This window comes from Sorangium sp. So ce145, from assembly GCF_051525985.1.
GTDB lineage: Bacteria > Myxococcota_A > Polyangia > Polyangiales > Polyangiaceae > Sorangium > Sorangium cellulosum_B.
In genome coordinates this window covers 11,025,012-11,038,629 of record NZ_CP150315.1, presented here as the reverse complement: position 1 = coordinate 11,038,629, position 13,618 = coordinate 11,025,012, and the positions used below count along the sequence as shown (strand labels likewise).

Sequence of the window (13,618 nt, the reverse complement as noted above, 5' to 3'; positions counted from 1 at the left end):
TGCGGGGGCGAGCAGGGAGGAGCGGCGAGCGCGCGCCCATCGCCCATCGCCCATCGCCCATCGCCCATCGCCCATCGCCCATCGCCCATCGCCCATCGCCCATCGCCCATCGCCCATCGCCCATCGCCCATCCACGCTCGCGCTCGCGCCGGGCTCCCGGAGCCGGCGCGCGTGTCAGAGCGAGAGCCGCGACAGCAGATCGTTCACGCGGAGCGCGGCCGCGACGCTCCCGGCGTCGTGCGCGAAGTCCATGGCCGCGAACAGGTGGGTCTGCTCGAGGTCGAGCCGCTCCGGAGAGCGCTCGAGGAGCGCCATGTAGTGCTCGAAGAAGCGGCGCTGATCCATCTGCGTGCGCTTCAGCACGGCGTGGCGCACCGTCGCGTGCAGCGCGAAGCGGCCTGCGAACGGCTCCTGCACCAGCCGGAAGCGCCGCAGCGAGGCCAGCGCGTCGCCGGCGCGCCGCCCGGCCCGCGCGAGCTCGGCGAGGGAGCCCTCGTCGATGTGGTCGCCATTCGAGTGCGCCAGCACCGCGAGCATCCGCCGCGCCGGCGGCGAGAGCCCGCGGAAAGCCCACGCGACGAGCAGGCCGACCTCGGGGAGGTCGTCCTCGTGATCGATGACCCGCACGCGGTCGACGCCGCCCGCCACGAGCCACCGGTGGAGCTCGGCGACGTCGGCCGCGCCGCTCCCGACGATCGCGTCGGCGAGCTCCAGGGAGACCGGGTTCCAGCGGAGCAGGCGGGTCAGCGAGGCGACCGCAGGGAAGGGGCTCCGCCCCGAGGTCACGAGCGGCGCGATGACCGGAAAGATGGAGACGCCGGCGACGAGGCAGCGCCGCGCCGTGATGACCCAGGTCACCGCCTCGTCGCGGAGGTCGTCGAGCAGCTCGGCGACGGCGCGGTCGTGCTCGTGGTTGTCGAGCACGATCAGCATCTCGCCGAGCGCCCGCAGGCGGCTCCGCAGCGCGGGCAACGACGGCGACGGCCCTGCCCCGAAGCGGAGCGACAGCATGCCGCGCAGCGTGCGCGCGTCCCACGCGCCGACCCGGAACCAGTGAATCCCGCCGGGGAGCTCGCGCGCGAGCTTATGCCCGAGCGCGCACGCGAGCGTCGACTTGCCGCTGCCGCCGGTGCCGACGAGCGCGACGCGGGTCGGGCGCGACGCGCGGACCGTCGCCAAGAGCGTCGCGAGCTCGCGGCGACGGCCGCGCAGCGAGGGGGGGCGGGGAGGGAACACGAGCGGCGATGCGGTCATCCCCGCGCGAGCGTACCAAAAAGCGCGCGAGGCGCTCGGCGCGGCGGTCGCGGCGGTCGCGGCGGTGCACCTGCGGCATCGCGGCGGTCGCGGCGGTTCACCCGGGCGGCCGCGGCTCGAGCATGAGCTGCTCTATCGCGCGGGAGATCGGCTCCGGCGACATCGAGGTGAGGCGGAGCCGGAGGGGCTCCTGGCCCTCCCGGATCAGGAACAGCGCCGGCACGCCACGGACCTGGAGAGCCGCCGCCTCGGCCCGCGCGGCCTCGAGCTGCTGCAGGACCTCCGGGCTGTCGCGCTGCGCCATCGCCTGGTCCGCGTCCACGCCCGGCACCTCGGAGGCGACGCGCAACAGGAGCTCGTCCGTGATCGCCGGGCGCTCGCGCGCCTGGAGCCGGAAGAAGCGGTCGACGAAATCAAAGAGCCGATCCTGCATCCCGACCGCGGCCGCCATGCGCGCGGCCTGCACGGAGCTCGGACCGAGGAACGCGAGATTCCGGAATACGAGCTTCACCTGCTTCGTCCTCACATGGCGTTCGAGGATCACCGGCAAGATCTCGAGCCCGTAATCCCGGCAGTGCGAGCAGCGCAGATCCGAGAACTCGACAAGCGTTATCGGCGCGCTCGGGTCCCCGAGGACGATGCCGTCCTGGGGAATGCCGGAATAGAGGTCAATCCCGCCGGTGAGCGCGCCGGTGGGCTCCTGCACCGGCGTCTCGCCGGCGTCGTGGCACGCCGAGATCCCGAGCAGGAGCGCGGCGAGCAGGGCGCCGCGCCGCGCGACCGAGCCAGAGCGTGAATTGCGTGAATGAGCGAGTGCGTATCGTTCGAACAGCTCAGGATTCATTCTCGAGCGTGCGGCACGAACCGTACCTCGATGGGGCCGCGTGGGAGAGATGCTTTCACGAGGATCTCGGTAAACCGTGCTGGGGGAGGACCTCCAGGCGAGGAAGGACTCCTCTCCACGGCGCCGCGCGGCGCCGTGGAGCGACACCGGCAAGCGCCGAGACCGCCGGAAGGGGTCGGGACATGGAGGTCTTCTCTCGGCGTTCTTCCCGGCGCGGCGGTCCGCGCGGCGGCGCGCCCGGCCGCGGGTCGGCGCGGGCCGGGCGCGACGCCGCGCCAGGGCGCTTGCCTGCACCCGGTCCCATCCGCAATGCTGTTGCGGAACCTGCGTGCCCTCGGAATGCCCTCAGCTCAGCGCCGCCCTGGGCCGTGACCGTGAACGGGGCGGCGCCTTCGCCCCGCGCGGCGCCGCGAAGCGAGCGGGCGCGCCCCTCGATGGATCCGCGCCGTCCGCCGACGGCGTGGCGCGGCAGCTCCGCGATCAGGCGCAGGGCGCGCTCGGCGAGGTCCTCCGCGGCTTCCAGGCGGCGGATCCGCAGGGCGGCGACGTCGCGTGCGCCGGCTCCGTCGAAGGGCGGCGGCGCCTCCGCGCCGGCCTCGTGTCCGCGTTGATGCGGCTCATCTTCCTCCTCTACGCCGAGGCGCGCGGCCTGCTCGCCGGCATGGAAGGCGGCGGCGCGCCGCTCGCACGGCTCTTCGAGGATCTCCAGGAAGAACGGCGACGGCATGGAGGCGACCTCGAGCGCCGCCACGGCGCGTGGGCGAGGATCGCGGCGCTCTTCTGCGCGCTCCGCGATCGCGGCCCCGGGGGCGCGCGCGGCGGCCTCTGCGATCCGGACGCCCATCCCTTCCTCGAGGGGAGACCGTGGCTCAGCGACGGCGCGCTCCACCGGGTGCTCTCGGCGCTCCTCGTGCACGACGGCGTGCCGTTGCGCTACGGCGAACTCGAGGTCGAGCACCTCGGCACGCTTTACGAGGGCCTCCTCGCGTTCGACCTCGAGGTCGCCGAGGGCGAGTCGATGGCGCTCTTGCCGTCGCACGTCGTCGTGAATCTGGAGGCGCTCCTCGCCCTCCCCGGCCGTGACCGGCTCGCGCGGCTCGAGGAGGTGGCGGACCTGAAGCTCGGCGCGCGGCCTGCCGCGCGCGTCGCCGCGGCCGGCAGCGTGGACGAGCTGTCGCAGGCGCTCGCGCGCCGCGCGTCCCCGCGGCAGCCAGACCGGATCGCGCGGGGCGTGCTCTACCTCCAGCCCGGGCAGCTCCGGCGGCGCGCGGGCTCGTACTACACGCCGCGGGAGATCACGTCGCATGTCGTCGAGCGCACGCTGTCGCCGCTGCTCGGCAGGGACGGCCGGCCGGCTGCGCCCGCGGATGTCCTCGCGCTCGCCGTGTGTGATCCCGCGATGGGGTCCGGCGCGTTCCTGGTGGAGGCATGCCGCCAGCTCGCCGCGCGCCTCGTCGACGCATGGCAGAGCGCCGGCGCGGCGCCGCCCCTCGCCCCCGGCGAGCCGCCGCTCCCTCGCGCCATGGCGCTCGTGGCGGAGCGCTGCCTGCACGGCGTCGACCTCGATCCGCTTGCGGTCGACCTCGCCAGGCTATCGCTGTGGCTCGTCGTGCAGGACGCGCGCTTCCCGCTGAGCTTCCTCGACGGCAAGCTCCGCTGCGGCGATAGCCTCATCGGCGCCGAGCGCGCGGAGATCGGCGGCTTCCCGTCCGCCGCGAGGCTGCCCGGAGGCCCCGGGGAGCGGCAAACGCGGCGGGCCCTGCTGCGGCAGGCTCCTGCGCCCCCGCGGCCGGAGGGCGCGCCGCCGGAGGGTGCGCCGCGGGAGGGCGCGCCGCCGGAGGGTGCGCCGCGGGAGGGCGCGCCGCCGGAGGGTGCGCCGCCGGAGAGCGCCGCCGGAGCGCCCCGCGACGGGTCCGAGGGCGCCGAGGGAGCGGATCAGGCGGCGCTCGACGCCTGGATGGCCCTGTGGTTCTGGCCGCCGGCGGGCGAGCTCGCGGCCCTGGCGCCGGCGCCAGCCACGTTCGCGCGCTACATGGCCGCCGCGCGCGAGCCGGCCGATCCGCGGGCGGCGCTGTCGCGGCGCATCGCCGAGGAGCGCCGGTTCCTGCACTGGGAGCTCGCGTTCCCCGGCGTCTTCGATCGCCCCGAGCCGGGCTTCGACGCCGTGATCGGCAATCCGCCCTGGGTCGCGTACGTCGGCCGCGCGGCGCAGCCGATCGCGCCCGAGGTCTTCCGCCTCCACCTCCGGAGGAACCCGGCGTTCCACGGCTACCGATCGCTGCACGGCCTGTTCGTGCACAGGGCCGCGTCGCTGCTGCGGCCGGGCGGGCGGCTCGGCCTCGTCATTCCGACGTCGGTGTCGGATCTCGATGGATACGGCCCGACGCGGCGCGCGCACGACGCGCTCTGCGCCGTGGACTCCGATCTTCCGAGCTTCGGCAGCGACGCCTTCGACGGCGTGTTCCAGCCGTGCATGGGCCTCCTCTCGACCCGCCTTGCCCTGGCCGCCCCGCGGGCGGCGGAGGCCGCCTCGTGGCCGCTCGCGCGTTCGGATCTCGACGTCGTGTCCCGCCGGCTCCTCGAGCGGCTCGGCGCGCTGCCCCCGCTGCCGGCGGCCCTGTTCGGCGAGCGCGGGTTTCAGACGACGGCCGAGGACGCCGAGCGCATCCGGCGCGCGGACGCCCCGGAGCCGCCGTACACCTGCCCCATCCGGGAGGGCACCGACGTGGGCGAGCTGATCGCGCGCGCGCCGCGCCACCACGTCGATCGCGCCGGCGTGAAGGGCCGCTTCCGGAAGGACGAGGACTGGAAGGCGGTGCGGCTCCTCATCCGCCAGACCGCCCGCTATCCGATCGCCGCGCTGAGCGACGGCCTCCCGTTCCGCAACTCGATCCTGGCCGGCTTCTCCGACGCCACCTGGAGCGAGTTCGCGCTGCTCTGTTACCTCAACTCCTCTCCCGTCCGCTGGTGGCATTACACGCGTCACCGGGACGCGCGCGAGGGCATGCCGCAGGTGAAGATTGCGCACCTGCGTGCGATCCCTGCGCCCCCGCCGGCGGGAGCCGCCCTGATCGCGGCGCTCGACGCGCTCGGACGGGAGCTCGGCCCGGCGAACGCGGGCCTGCCGGCCGACGCCCGGCGCCACCTGGACGGGATGGTGGCGGACATGCTGGAGATGACCGAGGAGGAGCGGGGCTGTGTCGCGCGCTGGGCCGCGGCGACCCCCCTCCCGCGGCCGGACGGCTGAGCGGCGGCCTGGGCACGCGGAGGAGCGCTCCTCGTCAGTCCTCGTCAGCCCTCGTCAGCTCTCGTCAGTAACCGCCCTCGAAGCCGGGCGCGTCCTTCAGGTTGAACAGCACGCTGCGGAGATCGTCCAGATCGAACGGCTTCTCGAAGACGGCCGAGGCGCCCAGGCTGCGCGCTGTCGCGTGGAGGTGCGGGTGGCCGAACGCCGTGATCAGGATGACCGGCGGCCGCCGCCTCACCTCGGCGAGGCCCTCCAGGATCTCCATCCCTGAGAAGCAGGGCATCTGGATATCGCTGACGATCGCGTCGATCGGCTTCGGCGGCTCGTTCCCACCGAGGCAGGGCGCCACCTTGTCGAGCAGCTCGAGGCCGTTGCGCGCCTCGGACACCTCGAACCCGTCGCTGCGGAGCGCCATGGCGATCGTGGACCGGAAATCGTCGTCGTCTTCAGCCAGGACGATATGCTGACCTTTGCCGAACAAGCCGCAAGGCGGGACCAAGGGCTTATCGCCAATCCAGCTTTCCGTCAGGTTCATGGCAACTTCTCCTTCTTCTGGCCCGCCAACGCTGCGTCATTGGACCGTTTACGCGGTCCTCGGAGCTCAGCCCCGCAGGATTTGCAGCGCCCGTGCCATGCTGTCCTATCTTGCGGTGGAGCGGCCTCGACGGGCTCGACCCCGCTCCTTGGCGGGGCGCTGTTCGAGGCGTAGGCGGCGCCTGCAGGGGCCCCCGTTCGGGGCGGCAGGGGCAATTTGTCGCGGGAGGGGCAGAACACGCCCATGCGGGGGTGTGCGGGGGGCCTGCGGGCGTCGAGGGACGTTCCGTCCCGAGTACGAGGCGGCCCCCCTGCTAGGGGTGAGGAGAGCGACGGCGGAGGGAGGGGAGGGGGAGGCGGGGAGGGGCTGGGCCAGCCACGGCGGCTCTCCAGGCTGGTCGCTTGGAGCGGGCGCTGGCCCGGGGGCGCTCGCGTCTACGTCTCAGCGGCCGCAGCCGCGGTGATGGTCGCGATCGTTGCGGTTGTCCTCGCAGTCAAGGTCGTCGCGGTGGGGGGCGCAGAGATAGCCGTTGTTGTACTTGTCGAGCATCTCGGACAGGGGCTTGCCGGTCACCCACGGCGCGTTCCTGCTGCAGTTGTCCTTCACGTTGCTGCCGAGCGGGTACTTCTTGAGCCAGGCGTCGGCCTTGGCGATGGTGTCCTCGATGCAGCTCGACCGGTTGCCGATACCGACGTTGAGCTTGGCGACGATGAGGTGCTTCGCGATGATGTAAGTGACGTCACCCTTGGTGGGGCGGCTGATGATGTCGAGGAGCTGCGACTTCGTATAGGTCTTGCCGCCGATGGTCAGCTTCGTGATCTTCCAGGCGCTCGCGTGGTTCTTCCAGTAGCCGGGGGAGCCGGTGCCGGGGGAGGAGCACTTGCAGACGCCGCAGTCGGCCGCGCAGCTCGAGCAGTTCTCGACGCCCGCCTTGCAGACCCCGTCGCCGCAGACCGGCGGGCAGGCGCCGCAGTCGGCGGCGCAGCTCGAGCAGGTCTCACCGGCCTCGCAGACGCCGCTGCCGCAGACCGGCGGGCAGACGCCGACGTCGCTCGGGCACTCGAGGCAGTTCTCGCCGGGCTCGATGACGCCGTTGCCGCAGACCGCGGGGCAAGCGCCGCAGTCGCCGGTGCAGTTCGAGCAGTCCTCGCCGTTCTCGCAGACGTTGTTGCCGCAGACCGCGGGGCAGGCGCCGCAGTCGTCCGAGCAGGTGCCGCAGTCCTCGCCGGCCTCGCAGGTGCCGTTGCCGCAGACCGGCGGGCAGGCGCCGCAGTCGTCCGCGCAGGTGCTGCAGCTCTCGCTGGCGTCGCAGGTGCCGTCGCCGCAGACCGGCGGGCAGACGTCGCAATCGGCGCTGCAGCTCCCGCAGTCCTCGCCGGCCTCGCAGGTGCCATTGCCGCAGACCGGCGGGCAGGTGCCGCAATCGACGGCGCAGCTGGAACAGCTCTCGTCACCGCCGCAGACGCCGTTGCCGCAGGAGAGCTGGTAACCGAAGTCCGCGTCGAGCAGGTCCTGTGCCCAGCCGAGCGAGACAACGCCCACGTTGTCGAGCCCGCCGTCGGGGTCGGCCGTCGGCTCCTGTCCAGCGAGCGGACCGCTCGCCATGAAGTTGTCTGGCGTGACGACCACCGAGTAGGTGCCCGCCGGGAGCGTGTCGAAGAGGTAGAAGCCGGGCTGGCCGGTGTAAGGGCTCGTGCCGGTGATCGTGAAGTCGATGAGCTGTGCCCCCTGGAACAGCTCGACACGGACGCCGTTGACGCCGAGCTCGCCGGTCTCCGGCTCGTAGAGCCCGTCGGCGTCGCTGTCGAGCCACACCGTGTCGCCGATCGACGAGTACGTCACGTAGCCGAAGTCGGCGTTGGCCACGTTCTCACCCGCGTCGAGGGACACGCCGAGCGGCTCGTCGTCGCTGGTCAGGACATGGCCGAGCGGGAGCGTCGTGTCGTCGACGTCGACGACGTAACAGCCCGCCTCGAGCTCGGTGAAGCGGTAGACGCCGTTCGCGCCGGTCACGGCCGTCTGGAGCAGGGCGCCGTCGGCGACGCCGTCGCAGTTCGCGTCGCCGAAGAGGTCGACGACGACGCCGGAGATGCCGAGCTCTTCGGGGTCCTCGATGCCGTCCGCGTTGGCGTCGAACCACACCTTGTCGCCGATCGAGCCCTTCGGCGCCGTGTAACAGACCTCGAGGAGAGGCCGGTAAGACTCATCGGTGTGGGCGCTGCCCTTGTACGACGTCTTGCCGCTGGCGCCCTCCTCGAGGAGGATCCCGTGGCTCGGCGCCGTCCCGTTCACCCAGTCCTGCACGATCCCGGTGAGATCGACCGAGCTCCACCCGGTGACGTTGGGCACGAACGAGGTGAACGCGGCGGGGTCCATTCCGCCGAAGTTGTTCCACGTGACGAGCTCCTCGCTCCAGGGGGCGAGCACCTGGTGGACGTACACGGTCTGCGCGGTGCTCGTGTACGTCTGGGCGTAGAACGTGGCCGACGTGACGAGAGAGCCGGCGGGGATGGGGCTGAGATCGAAGCGGAATAGTGCGCGCTTCTCTCCGACCGAGCTGGAGTACCCGGTGTTGACCTCGAACGGGGTCGGGACATGGTAGCTCGGGGCGAGGCTCCAGATCTCCGCGTTGTAGACGTCGCCGAGGACACCCCGCTTGATCACGGTGCACGTGGGAGACGGAGCGGTCGTGTTGGCGAGGCTGGTGGCGGTGATGAACAGCGTGGCGAGCGCGACAGAAGATGCGAGTGCGAACTGCTTCATTGGTAGCTCCTCGAGGTCCTCACGGGTGAACCATTGCTGGAGCGTCATCCGGATAGCAGGCGCCATGACACACGGGTCAGGCAAGGTCGGTTTCGCGGGCTCCGGTCGGAATGAGCCCCGCGGGCTGATCAGGATCGGATCAAGTACGCGGGTGCTTGTGCTTCGATCGGAGAGCGGATGCGCAAGGTAACAGTGTGTAAGCTAGCAACTCAGAGGTGGAGATGTCCAGATCTTTTTGGCGGTAGGTGCGAGAAAAGTGTCGAGTTGCGCGGTGACAATTTTGGGTCGTGCGGTGACGCTTTTGGGCTGCTCGCGGTCTGCGAAGACGAGCGCAGTCTGGCGCGTCGAGCTCGATGGCCAGATCACTCGCCAGCTCGACGGTCGGTGCGCAGCTCGCGGTCCGCTGAGGGCGTGCGGCGGCGTGCGGCGACGCTCAGCAGTCCTCTCCGACCCTCCGCAGGGGGCGAGGGACGAGCAGGATCGGATCAGGTACGCGGGAGTGCCTGACGAGATTTGATGCAGAATGCGCACGGGACCATTTTTCAATGTAACGAATCTTTATTTTGCCTGTCTAGATCCTTTTCGCGGCGTGAGCATTTTTGTACGGCTCTCGGTCTCGGGTGCTCTCGGGCGCTGGTGAGGGTGGCCCCCGGCGGTTGCGTGTCACGCGTCGCTCGTCGCTCACGCCCGCCGGGGCCCCGCCGCCCTGGGCGCGGTGGTCGGTCGATGGTCGGGCGCGGGACGCCGTGGCTGAACGCGCGGGCGGCGCTCCGGGCCTGCCGGCTGCCGCCCGCGCGCGGGCGCTGCTACGGTTCGCCTGTGCGACGCCCGCTGCTCGCCTCGTCGGCCCTGACCCACGCGCTTCGACTCGCGTCGCTCGCGTCGCTCGCGTCGCTCGCGTACGTTGCCCTCGCCGTCGCCATCCCTCGCGCGGGCGCCGCGCAGGACCCGCCGACGCTGAGCGGGTCCTGGACCGCGAGCGCCCTCACGGAACAGTGGTCGATCTCCGCCTGGGGGCAGGCGTGCGGGCCCAGGCCTCGCCCGCAGGGCGCCCCGGGCGGCGCCGTGCAGATCCAGCAGCACGGCTCGGAGCTCTCGATCTCGGGCGCCGGACGGTCGTGGAGCACCGCCGAGTGCTGGGAGCAGATGCCCGGGCTCGCGCGGAGCAAGCACTCGGCGTCTGGCAACGCGCGCTCCTGGCAGACCCGCTGCACGACGCCGGCCAGCGATCCCCGCCGCGCCGTGGTCACCACCACGACCCAGGCGACCGACGCCAGCATCAACATGGTGGAGACGGGGCAGTACCAGTTCATCATCCAGGACACGACCTGCAGCGCGTCCGTCACGAGGACGCGGACCTACACGCTCGTCCGGCGCGACGGCGAAGCGCCCCCCGCGGCGAGCGCCCCGCCGCCGGTGGCGAGCGCTCCGCCGCCGGTCGTGAGCGCTCCGCCCGCGGCGCCCGCCGCAGCCGAGAAGAAGCCCGCGGCCTCGCGGACCTGCGACGCCCCCGGCGAGCCGGCGCGCCTCGAGGTCACGCCGTCGCGCAAGCTCATGCGGCCGGGCGAGCGCTTTCAGTTCCGCGCGCTGGTCATGGATGCGGAGGGGTGCGCGCTCCCGACGAGGCCCACGTGGTCGATCGCGCCGGGGCCGCTCGCGTCCGCCGCGACGGTCGACGCGACAGGCGCCCTCTCGCTCGGCGCGGGCGCGGGCGAGGGGGCGCTCGGCCTCGTCGCGTCCGTCGCCGGCAAGGGGGTGACCGTCGCGATCGAGGTGACGAGCCCCGATCGTTACGACGCGCTCCTCGCGGCGAGCGGGCTCAACGAGGCCGGCGAGAGCGAGCAGGCCGCCGTCGTGGTGATCGCGGCCGGCACCATCGGCGGGCGCACGACCTCGGGCGAGGATCTGGGACGCCAGCGCAAGAACCTGTTCGTGGCCATCGTGGGCGGGGTCGCGGCCTGCCTCGGATTTGCCGGGTTGATCCTGCTCCGCCGAGGCCGCCGGCGGACAGGAGGCGAGGTGGAAGGCCCGGCCTCCACGGCCGGCGCCGCCGGCGAGCGCGACAGCGCAGGCGCCGAGGGCGCGCCGGCGCCCTCGGGGGCCTCGCTCGCGGGCGCCGCAGGGCCAGCCGCTGGGCCGGTCCGGCCGACGCTGCGGGCTCGTGGAAAGATCTGCCCTACCTGCGGCGACCGCTATCCGAGCGAGGCGATGTTCTGCGGGAAGGACGGCACGCAGCTGCTGCTGCTCAATTGATCGCGCCACACTGCGCGCGCTGCGCGAGGACGTGGACGCGCGCTGCGTCATCGCGCGGCGCTGCGCCGGCGGCGATCATAAAAGAAGTCGCCGCCTTGATCGGCCTCGCGCCGTCCCGCTATTCTGCGTCGACCGACCGGGCCGCGTGATCGTGCGCGTGTGTGGTCGTTGAACCCATGCCCGCATGCCGGAACGGGAAGGGCGACAGTCGCATGAAGATTACGTGTGAGTCGTGCCAGGCCAAGTACACGATTGCCGACGAGAAAGTCGCCGGCAAGACGGTCAAGATCAAATGCAAGAAGTGCAACCACTCCATGGTGGTCCACGGCGCGAATGAGGCTGCCCCGGCCGCACCGCAGGACGCGACCGTGGAGCAGCAGGGCGACCTGTCGGATGACGCCGAGGCGAAGCTCGTGGCCGACGTGGGCGGCGCGCCCGCGGCGGCGCCCGACACGTGGACCGTCAACGTCGCCGAGGGCGACGAGCGGACCATGACGACCGCCGAGCTCGTGGCCGAGTACGCGCGCGGAGGCCTGAGCAACGACACGTACGTGTGGAAGGACGGGATGGGCGACTGGCTGCCGATCGCCAGCGTCCCGGAGCTCAAGGAGCGATTCTCCTCGCAGGAAGACGCGGCGCCCGCGCCCGCGGCAGCCGTCGCCGCGGCGGCGCCCGCTGCCGCGGCGGCGCCCGCGATCGCGACGCCCATGCCCGCTGCCGCGGCCGTCCCTGCTGCAGCGGCACCGGCGGCCGCAGCGGCGGCTCCGCCCGCAGCGGTCTCTGCGCCGGCCGCCGCTCCGGCGCCTGCCGCTGCCGCTGCGCCGGTCCCCACGGCTCCGGCGCCTGCTGGGCTCAGGTTCGGGCCCGAGGGGACCGTGGTCATGAAGGACTCGCGGCGCGCCCTGAACCAAGCGGGGGCCGCGACCCCGGCGCCTGCAGCCGTCGCGGCGAAGGCCCCGGAAGCTGCGGCGCCGGCGAGCCCAGCGGCCGCGGCGCCGGCGAGCCCAGCGGCCGCGGCGCCGGCGAGCCCAGCGGCCGCGGCGCCGGCCCCGGGCGGCGCACCGGCGCCGTCGGCTGCGCGTCGCGCGGCCCGGGGGGCCGCGGTCGACGTCTTCAGCGCCGCGGAGCGCGCCGAGGAACCCGGGTCCGCCCCGCCGCCGGGCCTCGATCGCCAGGTGGGCGAGCGCAACGAGAACTCGGTCCTCTTCTCGCTCTCGGCGCTCACCGCGACCGAGAACGCGGCGGCGGCCAAGCAGAAGGAAGAAGACGAGCTCCCGTCGGGCCGGCGTCCCTCGAACCGCCCCTCGAAGAACAACGGTCGAGCCGGCTATGACGACCTGCTGAACCTCGGCGGCGGCCCCATCGCCTCCGCGCCGATGCTCGCGCCGCCGCCGTTGCTGGCGCCGGTGACGGACTCGCGGCCGCCTCCCTCGATGTCGCTTCCGTCCAAGGCGTCGGTGCCGCCGGCGTCGCTCTCGTCGCTCTCTCCGCTCACGGCGCCGGAGGCCTCGACCAAGAAGGGCCGCACGGGTCTGATCGCGGCCGCGATCGCCGCGGTCGTGCTGATCGGCGGCGTCGCCTTCTTCTTCATGCAGTCGCCGGCGCCGGAGGCGTCGACGGCCACGCCGGAGCAGGCGAACACCGCCCCCGCCGAGGTGCCGACCCCTGCGGAGACGGCGGCGCCGGCGCCGACGCCTGCCGAGACCGCTGCGGCCGCAACGCCGTCCACGGCGGAGACGGCGGCGCCGTCCGCGGAGCCCACCGCCAGCGCCGAGGCCCCGAGCGCTGCGACGCCCGCGGCCGCGACGCCCGCGGCCGCGACGCCCGCCGCGGCGACGCCCGCTGCGGAGAAGCCGGCGTCCGCGCCCGCCGCCGCGGCGGAGAGGCCGGCGGCCTCGAAGCCGGAGCCGGCGGCGTCCGGAGGCGCCGAGTTCAACCGTGGCGCCGCGAGCTCGGCGCTCGGCGCGGCCGCTGGCTCCGCCAAGAGCTGCAAGAAGGCCGGCGGACCGACCGGGACCGGCAGGGTCAAGGTCACCTTCGCGCCGAGCGGCAGCGTCACGTCGGCTGAAGTCCAGGGGGCGCCGTTCGCCGGGACCAGCGTCGGCGCCTGCGTCGCCAGGCTGTTCCGCAGCGCGCGGGTGCCTGCCTTCGGCGGGGGCTCGGTCGCCGTCAGCAAGTCCTTCACCATCAACTGATCGCGGCCCGAGCGCGGGCGCTCCCGCGAGAGGCCCTCGCGGCGTGTTGGAGGGCTTTCTTCAGGCGCGAGCGCCCGCGGCAGCGGGGGCGCTCCTGTCGCGCGAAGAGCCTGCGTTGCGCGCCGGGAGGCTCCTGACGCGCGCTCCAAGGTCTCTGCCAGCGGCGCGGTACGGCCTCCGATGCGCGCCCGGAGCTCCCGTCTCATCGGGGAAGAAGAGACGACATGGCGGTGCTCGTGACCAGGGCAGAGCGGCTCGGGCGGGCAGCCACGGTGCCGTCCAGGGGGACGGTCCCCGGGCATGGCGAGCAAAGCGCCTGTTCAGCGCAATCCCAAATCACTCGGCAGATATCCCCGTAATTCATGGGTGGCGCCACGTCGCCTGTGCGCGGCGCCTTCGGGGGCACTCGATGACACCCACTTCTCCTTGTTGGCCTGCGGGACGGCAACGTTGTCCTGAGGCAACCGAGCCAGGTTGCGCCAGCAGCACGGGCGCGTGTGAGGGACGATCTTGAGACGAGATGGCTT

7 protein-coding genes are annotated in these 13,618 nt (G+C 73.0%); 3 read left to right on the top strand and 4 right to left on the bottom strand.

Annotated elements, in window-relative coordinates:
• Positions 1 to 174: 174 nt before the first annotated feature.
• Positions 175 to 1,254, bottom strand: a complete 1,080-nt coding sequence (locus WMF34_RS41040; protein WP_437295898.1) for a hypothetical protein — start codon at positions 1,252 to 1,254, stop codon at positions 175 to 177.
• Positions 1,255 to 1,351: 97 nt separating this feature from the next.
• Positions 1,352 to 2,098 (bottom strand): DsbA family protein, encoded by a 747-nt coding sequence (locus tag WMF34_RS41035; protein ID WP_012240682.1) that lies wholly within the window; start codon positions 2,096 to 2,098, stop codon positions 1,352 to 1,354.
• Positions 2,099 to 2,426: 328 nt separating this feature from the next.
• Here WMF34_RS41035 and WMF34_RS41030 point away from each other — a divergent pair, with 328 nt between their 5' ends.
• Positions 2,427 to 5,345, top strand: a complete 2,919-nt coding sequence (locus tag WMF34_RS41030) for an Eco57I restriction-modification methylase domain-containing protein (protein ID WP_437991195.1) — start codon at positions 2,427 to 2,429, stop codon at positions 5,343 to 5,345.
• Positions 5,346 to 5,409: 64 nt separating this feature from the next.
• On the opposite strand, the gene WMF34_RS41025 is transcribed toward WMF34_RS41030, so the two are convergent.
• A complete protein-coding gene (locus tag WMF34_RS41025) occupies positions 5,410 to 5,880 on the bottom strand; it encodes a response regulator (protein ID WP_437991194.1) in 471 nt (156 codons plus the stop codon).
• Positions 5,881 to 6,321: 441 nt separating this feature from the next.
• Positions 6,322 to 8,643 (bottom strand): SdrD B-like domain-containing protein, encoded by a 2,322-nt coding sequence (locus WMF34_RS41020; protein WP_012240680.1) that lies wholly within the window; start codon positions 8,641 to 8,643, stop codon positions 6,322 to 6,324.
• Positions 8,644 to 9,462: 819 nt separating this feature from the next.
• Here WMF34_RS41020 and WMF34_RS41015 point away from each other — a divergent pair.
• Positions 9,463 to 10,896, top strand: a complete 1,434-nt coding sequence (locus WMF34_RS41015; protein ID WP_437991193.1) for a hypothetical protein — start codon at positions 9,463 to 9,465, stop codon at positions 10,894 to 10,896.
• A 212-nt stretch (positions 10,897 to 11,108) separates the two neighbouring features.
• Positions 11,109 to 13,091: a zinc-ribbon domain-containing protein gene (locus WMF34_RS41010; protein WP_437991192.1), complete on the top strand. Its 1,983-nt coding sequence runs from the start codon at positions 11,109 to 11,111 to the stop codon at positions 13,089 to 13,091.
• Positions 13,092 to 13,618 lie beyond the last annotated feature (527 nt).